At 63.9% G+C, this 19,287-nt stretch carries 16 protein-coding genes; 9 read left to right on the forward strand and 7 right to left on the reverse strand.

All coding sequences use genetic code 11. The features are described 5' to 3' along the window. Positions 1 to 87: 87 nt before the first annotated feature. Entirely contained in the window at positions 88 to 819 is a 732-nt protein-coding gene (locus AC5RV1_RS02565; RefSeq protein WP_493993419.1) for a polysaccharide deacetylase family protein, read from the reverse strand. A gap of 113 nt (positions 820 to 932) precedes the next feature. Continuing rightward, a complete protein-coding gene (locus AC5RV1_RS02570) occupies positions 933 to 1,961 on the reverse strand; it encodes a LacI family DNA-binding transcriptional regulator (protein WP_493993420.1) in 1,029 nt (342 codons plus the stop codon). A 187-nt stretch (positions 1,962 to 2,148) separates the two neighbouring features. On the opposite strand from AC5RV1_RS02570, the gene AC5RV1_RS02575 reads away from it, so the two are divergent. Continuing rightward, entirely contained in the window at positions 2,149 to 3,315 is a 1,167-nt protein-coding gene (locus tag AC5RV1_RS02575; protein ID WP_493945664.1) for an endo-1,4-beta-xylanase, read from the forward strand. Between the two features lie 73 nt (positions 3,316 to 3,388). Here the strand turns inward: AC5RV1_RS02575 and AC5RV1_RS02580 are convergent, their stop codons facing one another. Both AC5RV1_RS02580 and AC5RV1_RS02585 read right to left on the reverse strand, forming a co-directional pair. Next, positions 3,389 to 4,297 (reverse strand): aldose-1-epimerase, encoded by a 909-nt coding sequence (locus AC5RV1_RS02580; RefSeq protein ID WP_493945663.1) that lies wholly within the window; start codon positions 4,295 to 4,297, stop codon positions 3,389 to 3,391. 32 nt (positions 4,298 to 4,329) lie between these two features. Continuing rightward, positions 4,330 to 5,352, reverse strand: a complete 1,023-nt coding sequence (locus AC5RV1_RS02585; protein ID WP_493993421.1) for a LacI family DNA-binding transcriptional regulator — start codon at positions 5,350 to 5,352, stop codon at positions 4,330 to 4,332. A gap of 139 nt (positions 5,353 to 5,491) precedes the next feature. On the opposite strand from AC5RV1_RS02585, the gene AC5RV1_RS02590 reads away from it, so the two are divergent. Genes AC5RV1_RS02590 through AC5RV1_RS02605 form a run of 4 tightly spaced genes read left to right on the forward strand, consistent with a single transcriptional unit; the run spans position 5,492 to position 10,937 of the window. Next, positions 5,492 to 6,790, forward strand: coding sequence for an extracellular solute-binding protein (locus AC5RV1_RS02590; protein ID WP_493945661.1), 1,299 nt, complete (start codon positions 5,492 to 5,494; stop codon positions 6,788 to 6,790). Between the two features lie 8 nt (positions 6,791 to 6,798). Next, positions 6,799 to 7,752, forward strand: coding sequence for a carbohydrate ABC transporter permease (locus AC5RV1_RS02595; protein WP_493945660.1), 954 nt, complete (start codon positions 6,799 to 6,801; stop codon positions 7,750 to 7,752). Continuing rightward, the gene (locus AC5RV1_RS02600) at positions 7,753 to 8,571 is read left to right on the forward strand and encodes a carbohydrate ABC transporter permease (protein WP_493945659.1); all 819 of its coding nucleotides are present in this window, start codon (positions 7,753 to 7,755) and stop codon (positions 8,569 to 8,571) included. It begins immediately after the preceding gene. 2 nt (positions 8,572 to 8,573) lie between these two features. Beyond that, positions 8,574 to 10,937: a beta-xylosidase/alpha-l-arabinosidase gene (locus AC5RV1_RS02605; RefSeq protein ID WP_493993422.1), complete on the forward strand. Its 2,364-nt coding sequence runs from the start codon at positions 8,574 to 8,576 to the stop codon at positions 10,935 to 10,937. 234 nt (positions 10,938 to 11,171) lie between these two features. Here the strand turns inward: AC5RV1_RS02605 and AC5RV1_RS02610 are convergent, their stop codons facing one another. Genes AC5RV1_RS02610 through AC5RV1_RS02620 form a run of 3 tightly spaced genes read right to left on the reverse strand, consistent with a single transcriptional unit; the run spans position 11,172 to position 14,649 of the window. Then, positions 11,172 to 12,386 carry a fumarylacetoacetate hydrolase family protein gene (locus AC5RV1_RS02610; protein WP_493993423.1) on the reverse strand — a complete coding sequence of 405 codons (1,215 nt, stop codon included), beginning with the start codon at positions 12,384 to 12,386 and terminating at the stop codon, positions 11,172 to 11,174. Then, positions 12,383 to 13,582 carry a mandelate racemase/muconate lactonizing enzyme family protein gene (locus AC5RV1_RS02615; protein ID WP_493993424.1) on the reverse strand — a complete coding sequence of 400 codons (1,200 nt, stop codon included), beginning with the start codon at positions 13,580 to 13,582 and terminating at the stop codon, positions 12,383 to 12,385. Before AC5RV1_RS02615 ends, AC5RV1_RS02610 begins: the two co-directional genes overlap by 4 nt. An 11-nt stretch (positions 13,583 to 13,593) precedes the next feature. Beyond that, the gene (locus AC5RV1_RS02620) at positions 13,594 to 14,649 is read right to left on the reverse strand and encodes a LacI family DNA-binding transcriptional regulator (RefSeq protein ID WP_493993425.1); all 1,056 of its coding nucleotides are present in this window, start codon (positions 14,647 to 14,649) and stop codon (positions 13,594 to 13,596) included. Between the two features lie 234 nt (positions 14,650 to 14,883). Here AC5RV1_RS02620 and AC5RV1_RS02625 point away from each other — a divergent pair, with 234 nt between their 5' ends. The 4 genes from AC5RV1_RS02625 to AC5RV1_RS02640 are packed head-to-tail and all read left to right on the forward strand — an operon-like array spanning position 14,884 to position 19,285. Next, positions 14,884 to 16,212 carry an extracellular solute-binding protein gene (locus AC5RV1_RS02625; RefSeq protein ID WP_493993426.1) on the forward strand — a complete coding sequence of 443 codons (1,329 nt, stop codon included), beginning with the start codon at positions 14,884 to 14,886 and terminating at the stop codon, positions 16,210 to 16,212. After that, positions 16,209 to 17,156: a carbohydrate ABC transporter permease gene (locus AC5RV1_RS02630; RefSeq protein ID WP_493993427.1), complete on the forward strand. Its 948-nt coding sequence runs from the start codon at positions 16,209 to 16,211 to the stop codon at positions 17,154 to 17,156. Before AC5RV1_RS02625 ends, AC5RV1_RS02630 begins: the two co-directional genes overlap by 4 nt. 1 nt (position 17,157) lies before the next feature. Then, complete coding sequence (locus tag AC5RV1_RS02635; protein WP_493993428.1) at positions 17,158 to 18,063, forward strand: carbohydrate ABC transporter permease; 906 nt, start codon at positions 17,158 to 17,160, stop codon at positions 18,061 to 18,063. A gap of 31 nt (positions 18,064 to 18,094) precedes the next feature. Then, a complete protein-coding gene (locus AC5RV1_RS02640) occupies positions 18,095 to 19,285 on the forward strand; it encodes a Gfo/Idh/MocA family protein (protein ID WP_493993429.1) in 1,191 nt (396 codons plus the stop codon). The last annotated feature ends 2 nt before the right edge of the window (positions 19,286 to 19,287 follow it).

Genomic DNA, 19,287 nt, shown 5'->3' on the forward strand with positions numbered 1-19,287 from the left:
ACAGCCAATTAGTTTATAAATTGAACTATATGGTTGCGGCGGCAGCACCGTCAAGGGAGGTAGGGACGGGCTGCGTCTGGGAGGCTGTCAGCCGCGCCGGGCAGGCCGGTCGAAGCGCCAGCCCTCGGACTGTAGTTCCGGAATGACCTGGTCTACTGCTTCCACCGTCTGGCTCCTGTCCCCGCCACCGTCGTGCAGGAGCACCACCCCTCCCGGCGTGATGCCATCCCTGATGCGGCGGACCAGTTCTGCAGTCCCCGGGGGATCCCAGTCGCCCACCACCGTGGCCCAGCCAAGCGGCTGCATGCCCATGCTTGCGGCTACCTCCGGAGTTTGTCCCCAGCTTCCATAGGGAGCGCGGAAGTAGTTGATTTTCGCCTCCGGCACGGCCTCGCGGATAACGGCACTCGTCTCTTCGAGATCGGCCCTGATGGCCTCGGCGCTCCAGCCACCCATGTTGTGGTGATGCATCGTGTGGTTGCAGAGCAGGTGGCCCGCGTCCGCGATCTGGCGGACAACCTCGGGGTGCTGCTTCACGTGGTCTCCCCACAGGCAGAAGGTGGCCTTGACGTGGTGCTTCTCCAGCACGGCCAGCAGCTTTGGGGTGTTGACGGGATCGGGACCGTCGTCGAACGTCAGGCTTAGGTACTTGCCCTCGTGCCTGGTTGAATTGACGATCGCGGGGGTGGCCTGGTCGGCCTGGGCAGGAGCTGCGCCAGCAAGGCCTGCCGGAACGGCAGCACCAAGTGCCACAACGGTGGCAGCGAAAGGCAGCGCCGCCCTGCGTAGAAATGACGGGCGGCGAAGTGGGAAGTTCATGTCTACCTCATCGGAGTCACGGGAATTTCCGGTAATTTCCGGAATGCGCTCAGCGTAGGCTTGTGCTCATCACCTCGTCAAGGGTCTCCAAGAGGAGTTTCGGAGCGCAGGGATTACCTGTTGCGGGGCGCGGCGGTGCTCTCCCTGGCCACAAGCCTGGTGGAGAGTTCCACGCGGGGGCTTTCAACACCCTCGCCCTGAAGCATCCGAAGCACGGTGCGCGCAGCAAGTTTGCCCATCTCCGCCAGCGGCTGCCGGACGGTGGTCAGCGGAGGAGACGCCCAGCGGGCTTCCGGAAGGTCGTCAAATCCAACGACGCTGATGTCCTCGGGCACCCGCAGCCCCTTCTTTCGCACTGCCTCGTAGACGCCGAGGGCCATTTGGTCGCTCGCGGCGAACACGGCAGACGGTGGTTGGGGCAGCTCGAGCAACCGGCACCCGGCGCGAAACCCGGACTGGTAGTCGAAGTCCCCGTCCACAACCAGGTCGGGATCAAAGGGGATCCCGGCCGCGTCAAGGCCCGCGCGGTAGCCGTCCAGCCGCGCCCTGCTGCACCACAGGCCAGGTGTGCCGGCAACGAATCCAATCCGCTGGTGGCCGATTCCAGTGAGGTGCTCGGTGGCGCCGACCGCTCCGGTCCAGTTGGTGGCACCTATCGTTGGCACGTCCAAGTCCGGCACGCCCGCAGGATCAATCACGACTGCGGGGACGTGCAGGCGCTGCAGTTCGGCCCGCAGGAAGGAATCGAGGTCTGTGGTGACCAGAATGGCCCCGTCACTCGCCCTGGCACTGACGTTGTCCAGCCACTGCCGGGTGGAGGTGGGACTTGTTTTGCGGTGGATCGCGGACACCACCGTCGAAGCCCCCGCTTCATTGGCGGCTTCCTCCACGCCACGGATGATTTCCACCGCCCAAGGGCTGTCCAGGTCGTTGAAAACAAGGTCAATAAGGCCTGACCGGACATCCGGGCGGATCCCCCGCCGTTGGTAGCCGTGGTCCCGCAGCAGGGCTTCCACCCGCTCGCGGGTACGCGCGGACACATCGCCCCTGCCGTTGAGCACGCGGGAAACTGTAGGCACTGACACCCCCGCTTCGGCAGCAATAGCCGAAATCGTGACTGCCGGGCGCTGGCTCTCGGGCACGCATTCCTCCTGGGTCGCTGCCAGTATAGGCCTTCATGTCGCACCGCCAGCCACGGCATTTTCGGCGAAACCCTTGACGCGCTCTCCGAAACGCTCCTAATCTACAACAACCAAGTTCCGGAATTTTCCGGAAAGGTCTGGTCGGAATCAGGTTCCCGATCGGCTCGTACTCAAAGGAGAGCTCTTTATGAAGGTTGCACAAATGGTTGCTGCCGCCGTCATGGCGTCAGCGTTTGTCCTCCCCACGGCACTGCCAGCAGTTGCCGACGGGAATGACAAGCCGCAGCCCCCGGGCCTTGCCAAGCAGGACACCCTGCGCTGGGCCGCACCGAAAAACGTTCGAATTGGCACGGCAGTTGCCGGCGGTGGCCACCACGAGACGATGCCCTATGCCAACCCTTTCACTTCAGACCAGCAGTACCGTGAAGTCCTGGCCTCAGAGTTCAGTTCGGTTTCGCCGGAGAACCAGGCGAAGTGGGAGTTCATCCACCCCCAGCGCGATCAGTACCGCTTCGCTGAGATGGACGCCATCGTCGAGTTCGCCCAGCAGAACGGCCAGGTGGTCCGCGGCCACACGCTGTTCTGGCACAGCCAAAACCCGGCTTGGCTGGAGCAGGGCAACTTCAGCAAGGACGAGCTTCGCTCCATTCTGAAGGACCACATCACCACTGTTGTTGGCCGGTACGCGGGCAAGATCCAGCAGTGGGATGTCGCCAACGAGATCTTCAATGACAACGGTACGCTCCGGACCACTGACAACATCTGGATCCGGGAACTTGGTCCGGAGATCATCGCTGATGCTTTCCGGTGGGCGCACGAAGCCGATCCGAAGGCCAAGCTCTTCTTCAACGACTACAGCGTGGAAAGCATCAACCCCAAGAGCACGGCCTACGTCGGACTCATCTCGAAGCTCCTGTCCCAGGGCGTCAAGGTGGACGGCTTCGCCGTGCAGGGCCACCTCAGCACCCAGTACGGCTTCCCCGGCGACCTGCAGGCGAACCTTCAGCGCTTCGATGACCTCGGCCTGGAAACCGCCGTCACGGAGATCGATGTCCGCATGAACATTGCTGCCGGCACCAAGCCGACCAAAGAGCAGCTGGCCAAGCAGGCCAGTTACTACCAGCGCGCGCTGGAAGCCTGCCTGAATGTTGAGGACTGCAAGTCCTTCACCATCTGGGGCTTCAATGACAAGTACTCATGGGTGCCGGTCTTCTTCAACGGCCAGGGCGAGGCAACGGTGATGTGGGAGGACTACACGCGCAAGCCTTCGTACGACGCACTGCAGTCCACGCTCCTCAAGGCCAATCCGGGCGGTGAGCAGCGTGCCGGCCACCACCCCGCCTACCAGCAGTAACACCACCGGCAGTCACTCATAAAGGTGCGGCCCGGAACCACGTGGTTCCGGGCCGCATTGCCGTTTCCTGCTGCTAGCCCTTCACAGCATGGATCCGGTAGGTGAGGGAATGTGACTCACCTGGTTCAAGGACAGCAAGGTCCTGCCCGGAGTTGAAGGCATCGGGCGGACAGGTCATCGGCTCGACAGCCAAGCCCTTCCGGCCGCGCAGTTCGCCCGAGTAGAGCTGCAGCCAGGGGGCCTCGGTTCCAGTAGCTTCCACCACTGCCGAAAGCCTGAGGGCGGGGTTGCGCAGCGTGACGTTCCAATCCCCTTGGGGGAGGTCTGTAAAGGCGTGGTCGAGCGACTGCGAAGCCAGCATGCGCGGCTCGGGGAATGCGAAGTCCGTACCTTTGGTGTCCAGGAGCTCCGTGGGCTGGAGCCTGCTGTCAGTGAGGAGAACTTTGCCGGCCCGGAAGCTCAATTCACAGTTGCCGACGTCCTCGCCGCCCACGGTGATGTAAGGGTGGGAGCCGCAGCCGTAAGGGGCTGCCGCCGTGCCGCAGTTGGAGGCGTGAAGCTCGACCCGAAGCCCTGTGCCGCTGTCCAGCGCGTAGCGCACCGAGAGCGCGAGCTGGAACGGGTAGCCAGGTTCTCCGTGCAGCAGATGGGTGAGTAGCACTTCACTGTCCGAGCTGTGCTCTACCTGCCAGGCGTTCCACAGTGCAAGCCCATGCAGGGCGCTGCCGGTAGTGGCCTCGTTTACCGGCAACTCATAGCGCCGGCCGGCGAAGGTGTAGGCGCCGCCGGCTACACGGTTGGGCCAGGGCAACAGCACCTTCCCCGCGTAGGCTGGCGGCAGTTCGTGCTCGGGAAAGGGCAGCACAATGTCCTGGCCTTGGAATGACAGGCTTACGAGTCCGGCCCCCACGCTGGCGACAGTAGCCGTATAGGCCCCCGCCTTGAGGGTGATCAGATCTCCGTTGGGCCCCGCACTGGACATGGTGTTCCTTTCAGGAAGATGCTGCCCGCGAATCAGTCGGGGCAGATTGCAGTACTTTGGCGGACAACAAGGGATGTTGCCAAGTCAAGGCGCAGGTTGTTGGGCCGTTCACCTTCCCGGAGCCGCAGGACCATGCGCGCCGCCTCTTCAGCCATTTCTATCAGGGGCTGGTGCACGGTGGTCAGCGCGGGGCTGGACCACCGTGCCACCTGGAGGTCGTCATAGCCCACGATGGACAGCTGGGCCGGGACTGAAATTCCCAGCTGGCGGGCTGCGTCCAGCACGCCGAGGGCCTGCAAATCACTTCCGGCGAAGATGGCGGTAGGCCGCTGCTCCATCTGCAGCAGCTCGTGGGCGTGCTTCCGGCCGCCGTCCACGTGGAAGTCACCGTATCGGATCAGGGTCCGGTCGATGGGGATGCCCGCGGTGTTCAGGGCCGAGCTGTAGCCATCGATCCTGGCGAGGGAGCACATCATGTCCTCAGGCCCGGAGATGGCGGCAATGCGGGTGTGGCCGAGTTCGATGAGGTGGCGGGTGGCCATCATGCCCCCGGCCCAGTTGGCTGAACCAACCGAAGGCACGTCGGGGGCAGGGTCACCTGCCGGGTCGATGATCACGAACGGGATGGAGCGGGCATCCAGTTGCTGCCGGTACTCCTGCGGCAGATCGGAAAAGACGAGCACCACCCCGGCGGGCCGGCGGGCCAGGACCCCTTCGATCCAATCCGTTCCGGGAGCATGCCTGGTGCCGCTTTCGGTGAGGATGACGCTCATGCCGTTCGCTTTGGCGACGTTCTCCACACCGCGGATGATTTCGAGCGCCCACGCACTTTCAAGCTCGTGGAACACAAGCTCCAGGAGGGCGGATTTGGACGCCGTCGTTTTCCGCCGCTTATAGCCATGCTCCTCGAGGAGCTCCTCAACTTTCGATCGCGTTTTACGAGAAACGTCCGATCGGCCGTTAAGAACCTTCGAGATGGTGGACAACGAAACGCCCGCTTCCTCTGCCAGTTGGGCCAAGGTAACGCGCGCGTCGGACGATGCAGGGCTGGACATGAGGACCAGCATAGCGGGCCTTTCGTCCGTTGGTGCCCAAAATACTTACACCTTGCGCCCCAGGTGTAACGCAACTTACACTGGCAACCGTCACATAACTTTCGATCAAAGTATCGAAACTTTCGAGAGGCGTTCGAAGATGAACAACCATGGATGGGTAGCCCGCACTATCGCAGGCGGTGCGGCACTTGCCCTTGGCCTGACAATGGCAGGCTGCTCCGGCGGGTCCGGCGCATCAAGCCGGCCGGAGAATGAACTCCACGTCGCGATGTACGGCGACGCAGGCAACGTAGTTGAGCAAAAGATGATCGACGCCTTTAACGCTACTTCCGAGGTAAAGATTGTCCTGGACAAGATTCCGGGTGCCGAATACCAGTCCAAGCTGCAGACGATCATGGATACCCCCACCGCACCGGATATCTTCTTCAACTGGGGCGGCGGCAGCATCAAGAGCTTTGTGGATGCCGACCTTGTGCTTCCACTGGACGACTTCATCAAGGAAGACCCGCAGCTCAAGGACGCCTTCCTGCCGTCTGTGTTTGAAACTGCGGTTATCGACGGCAAGTCCTACGGGGTTCCCATGCGGGGAACCCAGCCGGTCATGCTTTTCAACAACACCAAGGTCCTGGCTGACGCGGGCATCAGCAAGCCGCCGGCCACCTGGGATGAACTGCTGGAGGACGTAAAGATCCTCAAGGACAAGGGCATCACCCCCATTGCTTTGGGGGCCGGTGACCGGTGGCCGACGCTGATGTGGTTTGAGTACCTTTACGACCGCGTTGCAGGCGAGGGTCTGTTCCAGAAGGCGCTGGAAGGGGACAGCAGCGTCTGGGAATCCGAAGAAAGCCGCAAGGCGCTTGGCATGCTCCGCGAGTTGGTGGATGCGGGGGCCTTTGGCACCAACTTCGACTCCGTGAAGTTCACCGACGGCGGTTCGCCTGCCCTTCTTGCCAGCGGCAAGGCCGGTTTTGAGCTCATGGGCTCGTGGGAGTACTCCACGCAGCAGAGCAATGATGCTGCGTTCGCTGCGGATGTCCTCGGCTACAGCGAGTTCCCGAAGATCGAGGGTGGAAAAGGCGACGAGGACAACCTCGTGGGCAACACCAACAACTTCTACTCGATCCACAAGAACACGCGCTATCCGGAAGCCGCCCGCGACTTCCTGAAGCTCATGTACTCGGATCAGTTCGTGGAGGAACAGGTGGCCATCGGCAACCTTCCCACCACCACGAACACGGAAAAGTTCCTCGACAAGGCTGCCGACCCCGAGTACGCCAAGTACCAGTTCAGCCTGGTGAAGGAAGCGCCGTCGTTCCAGCTTTCCTGGGACCAGGCGTACCCGCCGGAAGCAACTGTCACCATCCTCACCGCCGTCTCCCAGTTCTTCAGCGGACAGATTGATGAAGACGGCTTCATCAAGGCCATGCAGAGCCTTTAGGAAAAATCATGACGACGACGCTTGCCAACCGCAGGCGCCCGGAACGTGCGGGCGGCCCTGAAAAGGGCCGTCCCACACGCCGGGGCGGCTCCACCTCGAGCCGCCCCGGCTTTGTCTGGGCTCTTCCTGCCACTATCTTCTTTGGGCTTTTCGCGCTCGTGCCGCTTGTTGCGGTGGCGGTGCTGTCCTTCACTACGTGGAGCGGTCTCGGCGATCCCAAATTCGTGGGGCTCAAGAACTGGGAGGCTCTGTTTGAGGACCCGGTGATGCTCCAGAGCCTCTGGCTGAGCCTGCTGTTTATTGCGCTCGGCATCATCACCCAGACTCCGCTGAGCATCCTGCTCGGCGTCTGGGCGGCCGGAAACCAGAAAAACCGCGCCATCCTGAGCGCCATCTACTTCGTTCCGCTGCTGCTGTCCTCCGCGGCGATTTCCGTCCTGTGGCGCGCCCTCCTCGACCCCAACTTCGGCCTCCCCGGCCAGCTGTCCTGGCTGTTCGGGGACGGCAACCTCCTCGGCACGCAGACCGGCGCCATTGCGGTGCTGATCTTCGTGGGCATGTGGCAGTTCACGCCGTTCCACACACTGATCTACCAAGGTGCCGCCCGCCAGATCCCGCCGGTCCTGTACCAGGCGGCGTCGATCGACGGGGCCGGCACCGTCAGGCAGTTCTTCAGCATCACGCTGCCGCAGCTGAAGAACAGCATCATCACGTCGGTGATCCTTATGGTGGTCGGCGGCCTGACGACTTTTGAAACAGTCCTCATCCTGACCAACGGCGGACCGGGAACCGGCACCACCATCACCGCTTTCCACATGTACCAGGAAGCCTTCCGCAGGTTCGATTTCGGCACCGGCAGCGCGATTGCGCTGGTCCTCGTCGTCATCTCCACGGCGATCTCCTTCGCAGTGGTCCGCGTTTCCGGGTACGACAAGATGCGCAGTTCCATGGAGGGGCTCTAAATGAAAACGCGTCCGAATTACCTCGCCGGCGTCGGAGCCTTCATCTGGCTGGCCATCGTTGCTGTTCCGCTGTACGTTATGCTGTCCGCGACGTTCCAGACGCGTGCCGAGTTCGGCGACAACGGGCCGCTGTCGTTCCCCACCAGCTTCACCCTGCAGAACTACGTGGATGCCATCAGCAGCGGTTTCGGCAGGTACTTCCTTAACACGGTTATCGTCACCCTGGGTGTGGTTGGCCTCGTCCTGCTGTTGGTACCTCCGCTGAGCTATGCCATTGTGCGCAGCCAAAGCCGTGCCGCGACGGCCATCTTCCGCCTGTTCCTGCTGGGCCTGGCGATTCCTGCCCAGGCTGTCATTGTTCCGGTGTTCTACCTGATCAACACGGTGGGCCTCTATGACAACCTGCTAGGCGTCATTCTTCCGACGGCGGCCTTCGCACTCCCGATCTGCACGATCATCCTCAGCGGCACCATGCGCGACATCACGCCGGACCTTTATGAGGCCATGGCCATGGACGGCGCATCCCCCGCCCGTGCCTTCCTGCGCCTAGTGCTGCCGCTGTCCAAGGGCGGCCTGTCCACCATCGCCGTGTTCTCAGCGCTCCAGGCGTGGAACGGCTTCCTCTTCCCGCTGATCCTGACGCAGTCTGAATCCACCCGTGTGGTCACCCTCGGCCTGTTCAACTTCCAGACTCAGTTCGGCATCAACATCCCCGGACTCCTGGCGGCCGTGACCCTGTCCATGGTGCCGGTACTGCTCGCCTACCTCTTCGCGCGCCGCGCGCTTGTCCAGGGCCTCATGGGCGCTGGCGGAAAGTAATCATGACAGAAACCAAAACTCACAGCGCGCCGTGGCGCGACACCGCGTCCACCCCCCGGGAGCGCGCCGACAGCCTGATTGCCGCCATGACGCTTCGGGAGAAGACCGCACAGCTCTTCGGCATCTGGGTAGGTGCTTCCACAGAGGGCGGCGAAGTAGCCCCCCACCAGAATGAGATGAACCCGGCGGTTGACCTCGACGAGATCCTGCCAAACGGCCTGGGACAGCTCACCAGGCCGTTCGGCACGGCCCCTGTCGACCCGGCGTTGGGTGCCTTGTCGCTTCAGCGGACCCAGCAGCGGATTGCCGCCGCCAACCGCTTCGGCATCCCGGCTTTGGTCCATGAGGAATGCCTGGCGGGCTTCGCCACCTGGCAGGCCACGGCCTACCCCGTGCCGCTCGCGTGGGGCGCCACCTTCAACGCTGACCTCATCCGTACGATGGGTGCGTCGATTGGAGCCGACATGCGCTCGGTGGGTGTGCACCAGGGCCTTGCCCCCGTCCTCGACGTGGTCCGCGATGCCCGCTGGGGCCGCGTGGAGGAAACGATCGGCGAGGACCCCTACCTGATCGGAACCCTCGCCACCGCCTATATCCAGGGCCTGGAGAGCAGCGGCATCGTCGCCACGCTTAAGCACTTTGTGGGCTACTCGGCCTCAAAGGCAGGCCGCAACCTGGCCCCCGTCTCCGTTGGCGCCCGCGAGCTGTCAGACGTCCTGCTTCCGCCCTTCGAGATGGCCATCCGGGAGTCGGGCGTCCGCTCCGTCATGCATGCGTACACGGACCTGGACGGTGTCCCCTCGGCAGCCGACGCTTCCCTGCTCACTGACCTCCTGCGCAACACGTGGGGCTTCAATGGCACTGTGGTCGCTGACTACTTCGGCATCGCCTTCCTGAAAAACCTGCACGGCGTCGCCGGGTCCCTCGGCGAAGCTGCAGCAGCCGCCCTGGCCGCCGGGGTCGACGTCGAACTTCCCACCGTGCACGCCTTTGGCGGGCACCTTCTGGCCGAAGTCGAAGCCGGGCGCGTTCCGGTCAGCCTCATCGACCGTGCCCTGCGCCGGGTGCTCGTGCAGAAAATCGAGCTGGGCCTGCTGGATGAGGACTGGTCTGCCGTTCCCCTTGCCCTGCAGGACACCGATCTGCAGAACAGTGCCGGGCTGCAGGGCAGCATCACCCTTGACACCGCGGCAAACAGGAAGCTCGCCGCCCAAATTGCCGAAGAGTCGATCGTCCTGGCCAGCAACAACGGCATCCTGCCGCTGCGCAATCCCGGCCGCATAGCCGTCGTCGGGCCCAACGCCGACAACACCGCGGCTTTCCTCGGCTGCTACTCCTTCCCGGCACACGTCGGCGGGCAGCACCCGGACACCCCGGTTGGCATCGAGCTGCCCACCGTGGCGCAGTCCCTGCGGGCCGAATTCCCGGACAGCCGCATCACGGTAGCGGCCGGCTGCTCCATCGACGGCCCGTCCGCTGAGGGATTTGACGACGCCGTTGCTGCCGCCGGCGAGGCCGACGTCGTCATCGCTGTGATGGGTGACCGCGCCGGCCTGTTCGGCCGGGGAACCAGCGGTGAAGGCTGCGACGTGGAATCCCTGGTGCTCCCGGGCGTCCAGCAGCAACTGCTGGACCGGCTGATTGAAACCGGCGTCCCCGTGGTGCTGGTGCTCCTCACAGGCCGCCCTTACGCCGTGGGATCCGCCGTCGAACAGGCCGCCGCAATCGTGCAGGCATTCTTCCCCGGCGAGGAAGGCGGGCCGGCTGTGGCGAAGATCCTCAGCGGCAGCGTCAACCCCAGTGGCCGTCTGCCGGTAAGCATTCCCGCCCGGCCGGGCGCCCAGCCTTCGTCATACCTGGCCTCTCCGCTGGCCCAGGCCAGCAGCGTTTCCAACATCGATCCTGCGGCCGCCTACCCCTTCGGCCACGGCCTCAGCTACACCACGTTCGAATGGAGCGGCCTGGAACTGGACGGGTCCTCCACCATCGCGGTGGATGGTGCGGCGAACGCCAGCATCACCGTCACGAACACCGGTGAAAGGGCCGGCGTCGAACTCGTCCAGCTGTACCTCCACGATCCGGTGGCCTCAGTGGTCCGCCCGGTGCAGAAGCTGGTGGGGTATGCCCGCGTGCCACTGGCGGCAAAAGCTTCGGCGAGGGTTTCCTTTACGGTGCCCGCCGACGTCACATCGTTTACGGGCCGGGATGGCAAGCGAATCGTCGAGGCCGGCGACGTGGAACTCCGCTTCGGGGCTTCCAGCGGGGACATCCGCCTGCGGGCCGGGTTCCGGCTGACCGGTGAAACACGCATCGTTGACCACAGCCGCCGGCTGCACTGCGATGTCACGGTGACGCCAGGCAACTGAGACAAGAGGCAGGTGGCCGTGCCCTTGGCACGGCCACCTGCAAGCCGAAAGGAATTCCATGGGAACGCCGCACTGCCTGACTGTCCTTGCCACGACCAGATCCGACGTTGATGACAAGCTGAACGTCTCCATCCAACAGCTCCGGGCGTTGGCCCAGGAAAACCCCGTACGGGGCATCCTCGTAACCAGGCGCGGCCCGGGCAGCTTCACCGTCGAACTGAGCGATCAGGTGCCCTATGGGGAGACGTGGGAATCCGTGCAGTTCACACCCGTTGACGGCCAAGGCCCGGCCTCCAGCCGGGAAAGGTAGCTGAATAAGGCGCTGAGCCCGAAGGTCCAGGGCTCCATGTCCTCGGTGGTCTGCGTCCGGTTGATCAGCGCGCCGAGCTGCGGGCTGCTGATGGTGACCACGTCGCCGGGCTTGTGTGTGAAGCCGAGCCCTTCGGCATCACGGTCCTGCGTTGGAGCGAACAGTGTTCCGGTGAAGAGGGCGAAACCGTCGGGGTACTGGTGGTGCCGGCCGTGGGCTGCTGCCATGAGTTCTTCGAAGGGGCGGCTGATGCGGGCAAGGCTGTTGCGGCCCTCCAGGCGGTAGCCGTCCATGCCTTCCACGGTAAGGGTAATGTCCTCGCTTCGCAGCGAGTCCAGCGTGAAGTCCTGGTGGAAGAGACGGATCAGCGGACCGATGGCACAAGAAGCGTTATTGTCCTTGGCCATACCGAGGAGGAGCGCACTGCGGCCCTCCACGTCCCGCAGGTTCACGTCGTTCCCCAAGGCTGCACCCCGAACCGTCCCGGCTGAGTCGGCAATGAGCACAAGTTCCGGCTCCGGGTTGTTCCACGAGGAAAATCCGGGGATGCCGACGGCGGAACCGAAACCAACGGAAGACAGGACCGGGGCTTTGGTGAAGACCTCCGGGTAGGGGCCAAGTCCCACCTCCAGGTACTGCGACCACATGCCCTGGCTGGACAGCACCTTCTTGGCCTCCCGGGCCTCTTCAGACCCGGGGCGCAGGGAATCCAGGCTGCCGCCCAGGGCCTCGGCAACGGTTGTGCGGACTTCCGCTGCCCGGTTGAAATCACCGCCGCACCATTCCTCGATGACGCGCTCGATCAGGCTCTCCACAAAGGTGACCCCGCAGGCCTTAATGACCTGGAGGTCGATCGGGGACAGCAGGTGGGGCCGGTCCCGGTCCGCGCCGAGCGAGGCTTCCACCAATTCCGCCAGGTTCCAGCGAGGAGCGCCGGCTGTCTGCAGAACGAAGTCCACCGGGTTCCCGTGATCCATGAGCCCGGCGACAGTGCGGACCCCGGGGGTGAGATCAAAGACCTCATCACCCCGGACGCACACCACCCTTGGACCGCCGGAGGCCGGATCCCACACTCGGCCAACGAGGACCGCGTCTGCAGCGTCGGCCGGGAGAATGGGCAGCGATGCCGTGGTGGTCATAGGCTGTCCAGGTTCTCTGGGGTGCGCTCGAGGTTAAAGTAGGAACGGGCATCCGGCGGCCTGATGTCAGCTACAGCGTCGTTGAAGATCCTCATCGGATGCGGTGTGTACGGGTGCTCGGCGATGGCGTCGAAGTCCAGTTCGACGCCGAGGCCGACACCGTCGGGGATGAGAATGTCCCCTTCCTCCGTCAGCTGGAGGCGCTCGTTGGAGATCTCGCTCCGCCATGGGACGTCCGAGGCCATGATCTCCAGGTAACGGAAGTTGGGCAGCATGGCGCCGAGCTGCAGGGTGGCCGCGGTACTCAGGGGCCCGCTCGGGTTATGCGGGGCGAAGGGAATGTAATGGGCTGCGGCGAGCGTAGAGATGAATGACAGTTCCAGCAGGCCGCCGGCGTGCGTGACGTCCGGCTGGATGTAGTCAACTGCGTTCCGTGCGAGGACGGGGACAAAGGTGTTCCGTCCAAACCAGCGCTCCCCGGCCGCGATCGGCACAGGCGATTTGGACCGGATCTCAATAAGGGAGTCGATGCCGTCCGGCGGGCATGGTTCCTCGAAGAACACTGGTTGAAATCGCTCGATTTCGCGCGCTACCCGGATGGCCGTGGGCACGTCGAACCGGCCGTGTCCTTCAATAAAGATTTCAACATCATCGCCCACTGCCTCCCGCACAGCGGCCACGGGCTCAAGCATGCGCCGCAGATCCCGCGGGTCAAGTGTCAGGTCCGCTGCCTCGAACGGATCCCACTTGAGTCCGCGGAAGCCCTGGGCAACTGTCTGAACAGCGGCGTCGGCGAAGTCCTCAGGGGTTTTGGCTCCGGAGAACCAGCCGTTGGCGTAGGCGCGGACCCGGTCCCGGACCTGTCCGCCGAGCATGCGGTGCACAGGCACACCCAGGGCGCGTGCCGAAACATCCCACATCGCCATTTCGAGGGCACTGAGGGCAGTCATCGAAACAGGGCCACCACGCCAGTACGCGTCCCGGTTGAGTTCGTAGATGGTTCGAGCGATCCGGGTAGGGTCCTTACCCCGGACCGCGTCCGCGAGGACAGCGACGGCGCCGCGGACAGCGTGTTCCTGCCCCTCAAGGGTCGCCTCCGCGACGCCGGTGAGGCCGGAGTCCGTGTGCAGGCGGACAAAGATCAGGTTGGTCCGGTAAAAATCGACGACAACAGTGTCGAGGCCCGTGATGATCATCCTCGCCAATCTCACCCCTTTGCTGTGCCCGCGGGAGGGGCCGTGGAGTCGCGGACAATCAGCTGGGTGGCCAGTTCCACCCGGTGGGAATCGAGGATCTCCCCCCGGGCCTGGCGCAGGAGCGACCGCAAGGCTGCGCGCCCCATTTCCTCCAGCGGCTGGGCTACGGAGCTGAGCGCCGGGATGGATTCCTCGCCCTGTTTTGTTCCGTCGAAGCCGATAAGGCTGATATCTTCCGGAACCCGGATACCGTGGCGGCCTGCTTCCCCGAGAACACCCAGGGCGATGCTGTCACTTCCGGCAAAGATGGCCGTGGGCCGTTGGTCGAGCTGGAGCAGCGCCTTGAGCCCGGTGATCCCGCTTTCACGGCGGAATTTGCCGCCGGAAATAATGTACTGGGGCTCCACGGGAACGCCCTGGGCCATCAAAGCCGCCATATAACCGTGCAGCCGCGCCTGGTTGCATTCAGCCCCCGGTATACCGCCAATGTAGGCGATACGCCGGTGCCCCAACTCAAGCAGGTGCTCTGTCGCGGCCTTGCCGCCGGCCCAGTTGGTCGCTCCTACGCTCACCACATCGGCTGAGGGCGGGTTGAGCGGGTCGATGACGACGACGGGAATGTGGCGGCGGCGGAACGCATGCAGCTGCGCCTCGCTGAAAGCGGACGTCACCACAATCATCCCCGCCCTGCCTTCGTCCATCATGCGCTGGGCGCGGCGCTCAGGGCCGCGGGGGCTCGAGGGTGCCGGACCCGTGACGCTCAACAGAATTTCAACATCGGAAGCCGCCGCGAACTGCAGTGCCCCGTTGAGAACCTCAATCATGTAAGCGGAGTCAAGCACGTCAATAACCACCTCCACGACGTTCCCTGCCTCCGCAGTGGAACGGCGCTGCAGGGGGGACTGGTACCCCGCCTGCTCCAGCGCGGCGAGTATTCGGGCCCTGGTTTCGGGCGCTACATCTTCCCGCCCGTTGACTACCTTCGAAACGGTAGGCGCCGAGACGCCGGCTTGGCGCGCCACGGATGCGAGCGTCGGTTTGGCCCGCTCCGGCATCTTCAGTGCCATGAATTCGCAACCTTTCGAAAAGTTTCGGGTGTTTCATTCTTTCCTTGCCCTATGCCGCCGGTCAAGGAGTGCAATTCCGAATGCACAAGAAAGTCTTGGGGCCCTATTGACCTCTACCACTCCGCACCTTTAGTTTAGACCGTGACCTAAATCACGGATTCGAAATGTTTCGAAACGCGATGCTGCGCTCACGGCCCCGACCTTTGCAACGAAGCAATTTCAGATGGAGAAGCAATGAAGCAACCCCAGACCTCCCGCCGCTCTTTCCTCGCCCTTGCTGCCCTGACTCCCTTCGCCGCCATGATGGCGACTGCCTGTGGGACGTCGGGACCGGGCACCTCCAGCGCAGGCGGGGGCGCCAGCATGTGGTACCTCTCCGGCCAGCCCAACGAGACCACCATGCAGAAGGCCGTGGACGCGTTTACCTCCGCGAACCCGGACAACAAGATCGCCGTGACCTACTTCCAGAACGACGCCTACAAGACCAAGATCAAGACGGCCATCGGCGCCGGCCAGGCGCCCACCATCATCTATGGCTGGGGCGGCGGCACCCTGAAGACCTACGCCGAAGCCGGACAGGTGGACGACCTGACCGGCTGGTTTGACGAGAACCCGGACCTGAAGGACAAGTTCTTCCCGGCGTCCTTCGGTGCAGCCACCGTCAACGGAAAGATTTACGCGCTGCCCAACCAGTACGTTGCGCCGATCGTCCTGTTTTACAACAAGGAACTGTTCGAAAAGGCCGGCGTCCAGCCACCCAAGACCTGGGAGGATGTCATGTCCCTGGTCAAGACCTTCAATGACATGGGTGTGGCACCCTTCTCCCTCGGCGGACAGTCCCGCTGGACCTCCATGATGTGGCTTGAATACCTGCTTGACCGGATTGGCGGCGCGGAGGTCTTCAAAGCCATTTTCGAGGGCAAACCCAATTCCTGGATGGATCCAGCCGTCATCGAGACCGGCACCAAGATCCAGGAGCTCGTCTCCGCGGACGGCTTCATCAAGGGCTTCTCCTCCATCGCCGCAGACTCCAATGCCGACCAGGCGCTTCTGTTCACGGGCAAGGCCGCCATGATGCTGCATGGTTCCTGGACCTACGGAGCCATGAAGAAGAATGGACAGAACTTCGTCCAGGACGGAAAGCTCGGCTTCGTCCAGTTCCCGACGGTAGCCGGCGGCAAGGGCGACCCGAAGAACGGCGTGGGCAACCCCGCCCAGTACATGTCGATCTCGTCCAAGGCCACCGACGCGGAAAAGGAGACGGCGAAGAAGTTCTTCAAGGAAGGCATCCTGACCGAGACCGTCATCGATACCTACATCAATTCCGGCTCCGTCCCCATCGTCAACGGCATCGAGGACAAGCTGAACACGTCCCCTGACAAGGACTTCCTCAACTTCGTCTACGATCTGGCCAAGAACGCTCCGAATTTCCAGCAGTCCTGGGACCAGGCCCTGAGCCCCACGGCTGCCGAAGCCCTGCTGAACAATATCGACCAGCTGTTCCTCAAGTCGATCACCCCGCAGCAGTTCGCTGAGAACATGAATGCCACGCTCGGAAAATGAGTAACGCCGTCTCCACCGCCCGTAAGCCCGTTGCCCGGGCCGCCCGCTCCAAGGGCGACCCGGGCCATAGCGGACAGCGCAACGCCGCCCTCGCCTGGCTGACACTGCCTGCCCTGTTCTTCTTCCTGGTGTTCGCCGTGGTGCCGCTGGCCGGTGTCCTCATCCTGAGCTTCGCCAGCTGGGACGGCATCGGTTCCATCGGGTCGGCAGGGCTGGGCAACTGGTTTTCCGTGCTCGCGGACCCCGGGCTGTACAACGCCCTGGGACTGACCTTCCTGATCATGATTGCTTCCTGGCTGGTCCAGACGCCCATCAGCCTCCTGTTGGGTGTCTTCACCGCGGGGAGTCAGCGGTACCGGGCTGCCCTGGCCGTGCTGTACTTCCTGCCGCTGCTGCTCTCATCGGCAGCAGTCGCCATCGCCTTCAAGGCCCTGCTGGACCCGAACTTCGGCCTGGCCACCGGGCTGGGACTGCCCTTCCTGGCCCAGGACTGGCTGGGCGTCCCGCACCTTGCCCTCGGTTTGGTGATCTTCGTGATTGCCTGGCAGTTTGTGCCGTTCCACACGCTCATCTACCAGGGCGGGGTGCGTCAGATTCCCAAGTCGCTCTACGAAGCGGCTGAGATCGACGGGGCGGGAACCATCAAGCAGTTCTTCCACATCACCCTCCCCCAGCTGAAGTACACCATCATCACCTCCTCCACCCTGATGGTGGTGGGGTCCCTGACGTACTTCGACCTGATCTTCGTCCTCACCGGCGGCGGCCCGGGCAACTCCACACGGATCCTTGCCCTGGACATGTACCTGCGGGGTTTCCGGGCCAACCTCATGGGCCCGGCCAGCGTCATCGCCGTCATTCTCGTACTCATCGGCCTTGCACTCGCCTTGTTCCTCCAGCGCCTTGGAGGCAAGGACAAGCAGGGCAGCCAATTGGAAGGTATGTAGGGTGAGCACCGTCCTGAAAAGCAGCACGGAGGAAACTCCCACCGGTTCCCGGGCCAACTCCGCCGCCGTCCAGCGGGGGCTCGGTTTCCGGATGAGGCGGCTGAACATCCCGGCCGGCCTCGGCGGCTGGATCTGGCTGGCCATCATCATCATTCCGGTCTACTACGTGGTCATCACGAGCCTGAAGACGCAGGAAGGGTACTTCGGCCAGAATCCGCTGGCGCTTCCCACCTCCCCCACGCTGGAAAACTACCAGCTGGTCCTCGAGGCTGACTTCGCGAAATACTTCATGAACAGCGCCATCGTCACGCTGGGTGCCGTCATTCCGACGGTATTGGTCTCCTTCATGGCCGCGTTCGCGATTGTCCGGGGCAAGGGCAGGTTCCTGAAGCTGGTCAACGGCGTGTTCCTGATGGGACTGGCCATCCCGCTGCAGGCAACGATCATCCCGATCTACCTGATGATCATCCGGCTGAACCTCTACGACAGCCTGCTGGCACTCATGCTTCCCTCCATCGCCTTTGCCATCCCGCTGACCGTGCTGATCCTGTCCAACTTCATCCGCGACGTTCCAAACGAACTCTTCGAGTCGATGCGGCTGGACGGCTGCAGCGAATGGCAGACCATGTGGCGGCTTGCCCTGCCGCTGACCCGCCCCGCGATCGTGACAGTCGCCATCTACAACGGCCTGCACGTCTGGAACGGCTTCCTGCTTCCGCTGGTCCTCACCCAGAGCCCGGGCCTGCGCGTCCTTCCCCTGGCGTTGTGGAGCTTCCAGGGCGAATACAGCGTCAACATCCCGGCCGTGCTTGCCTCGGTGGTGCTCAGCACCCTGCCCATCCTGGTGCTCTACGTCGTGGGCCGCCGGCAGCTGCTCAGCGGCCTCACCGCCGGCTTCAGCAAGTAACACCCAGGAACTTTCACGAAAGGACAGACCCATGACCCCCGCACAGCCCCTTCGCGTCGGCATGGTGGGTTACGCCTTCATGGGCGCAGCACACTCCCACGCCTGGCGCACCGCACCACGGTTTTTCGACCTGCCGCTGCAGCCCCGGCTGACCGCCGTCGCCGGCCGGAACGCCGATGCCGCCAGGGCGGCCGCCGACAAGCTGGGCTGGGACTCGGTGGAGACGGACTGGCGCCGCCTGATCGAGCGCGACGACATCGACCTGATCGACATCTGCACACCCGGCGATACCCACGCCGAGATCGCCATCGCAGCCCTCGAGGCCGGCAAGCACGTCCTGTGCGAGAAGCCGCTGGCGAACTCCGTGGAGGAAGCCGAGCGGATGACCCTCGCCGCCGAGACCGCCGCCAAGCAGGGAGTCATGTCCATGTGCGGCTTCAGCTACCGCCGCACCCCGGCGCTGGCGCTGGCCAAACGGTTCGTGGAGCAGGGCAGGCTGGGCGAGATCCGCCACATCCGGGCGCAGTACCTGCAGGACTGGCTCTCCGACGCCAACGCCCCGATGACCTGGCGGCTGGACAAGAGCAAGTCCGGGTCCGGGTCCCTCGGCGACATAGGTGCGCACAGCATCGACGCCGCCCAGTGGGTGGCCGGCCAGAGCATCACCGGCGTTTCGGCGCTGCTTGAAACGTTTGTCCCGGAACGCCCGCTGGCCGGGGACCTCGTGGGCCTGGGCGGCCACGGCGACCTCAGCGGCGATGCGCCCCGCGGGAAAGTCACCGTGGATGACGCCGCCATCTTCAGCGCAAAGTTCGACGGCGGCGCTTCCGCGGGTGCGATCGGCGTCTTTGAAGCCACGCGGTATGCGCTGGGCCGGAAGAACGCGATGCGTTTGGAACTGAACGGCACCACGGGCTCCCTCGCCTTCGATTTCGAGGACATGAACGTCCTGTCCTTCTATGACGCGGCAGAGTCGCCGGACGCAGGCTTCCGGAAGATCTTCGTCACCGAACCCGAGCACCCGTACGTCGGCAACTGGTGGCCCACCGGCCACGGCCTGGGCTACGAGCACGGGTTTACCCACCAGGTGGTGGACCTGGTCACCGCAATCGGTGAGGGCCGCCAGCCGGAACCGTCCTTCGCGGACGCCCTGCAGGTCCAGCGGGTCCTGGCCGCCGTCGAGGCCAGCGCCGCCAACTCCAGCCAGTGGCAGAAGGTCTAGGA

The organism is Arthrobacter sp. Hb9-2, assembly GCF_059091165.1.

Coding starts and splice junctions, on each gene's coding strand:
- AC5RV1_RS02595 (WP_493945660.1), top strand. CDS start 6,799: ATGACGACGACGCTTGCCAACCGCAGGCGCCCGGAACGTGCGGGCGGC.
- AC5RV1_RS02585 (WP_493993421.1), bottom strand. CDS start 5,352: ATGTCCAGCCCTGCATCGTCCGACGCGCGCGTTACCTTGGCCCAACTG.
- AC5RV1_RS02590 (WP_493945661.1), top strand. CDS start 5,492: ATGAACAACCATGGATGGGTAGCCCGCACTATCGCAGGCGGTGCGGCA.
- AC5RV1_RS02575 (WP_493945664.1), top strand. CDS start 2,149: ATGAAGGTTGCACAAATGGTTGCTGCCGCCGTCATGGCGTCAGCGTTT.
- AC5RV1_RS02620 (WP_493993425.1), bottom strand. CDS start 14,649: ATGGCACTGAAGATGCCGGAGCGGGCCAAACCGACGCTCGCATCCGTG.
- AC5RV1_RS02625 (WP_493993426.1), top strand. CDS start 14,884: ATGAAGCAACCCCAGACCTCCCGCCGCTCTTTCCTCGCCCTTGCTGCC.
- AC5RV1_RS02640 (WP_493993429.1), top strand. CDS start 18,095: ATGACCCCCGCACAGCCCCTTCGCGTCGGCATGGTGGGTTACGCCTTC.
- AC5RV1_RS02580 (WP_493945663.1), bottom strand. CDS start 4,297: ATGTCCAGTGCGGGGCCCAACGGAGATCTGATCACCCTCAAGGCGGGG.
- AC5RV1_RS02605 (WP_493993422.1), top strand. CDS start 8,574: ATGACAGAAACCAAAACTCACAGCGCGCCGTGGCGCGACACCGCGTCC.
- AC5RV1_RS02565 (WP_493993419.1), bottom strand. CDS start 819: ATGAACTTCCCACTTCGCCGCCCGTCATTTCTACGCAGGGCGGCGCTG.
- AC5RV1_RS02630 (WP_493993427.1), top strand. CDS start 16,209: ATGAGTAACGCCGTCTCCACCGCCCGTAAGCCCGTTGCCCGGGCCGCC.
- AC5RV1_RS02600 (WP_493945659.1), top strand. CDS start 7,753: ATGAAAACGCGTCCGAATTACCTCGCCGGCGTCGGAGCCTTCATCTGG.
- AC5RV1_RS02610 (WP_493993423.1), bottom strand. CDS start 12,386: ATGACCACCACGGCATCGCTGCCCATTCTCCCGGCCGACGCTGCAGAC.
- AC5RV1_RS02615 (WP_493993424.1), bottom strand. CDS start 13,582: ATGATCATCACGGGCCTCGACACTGTTGTCGTCGATTTTTACCGGACC.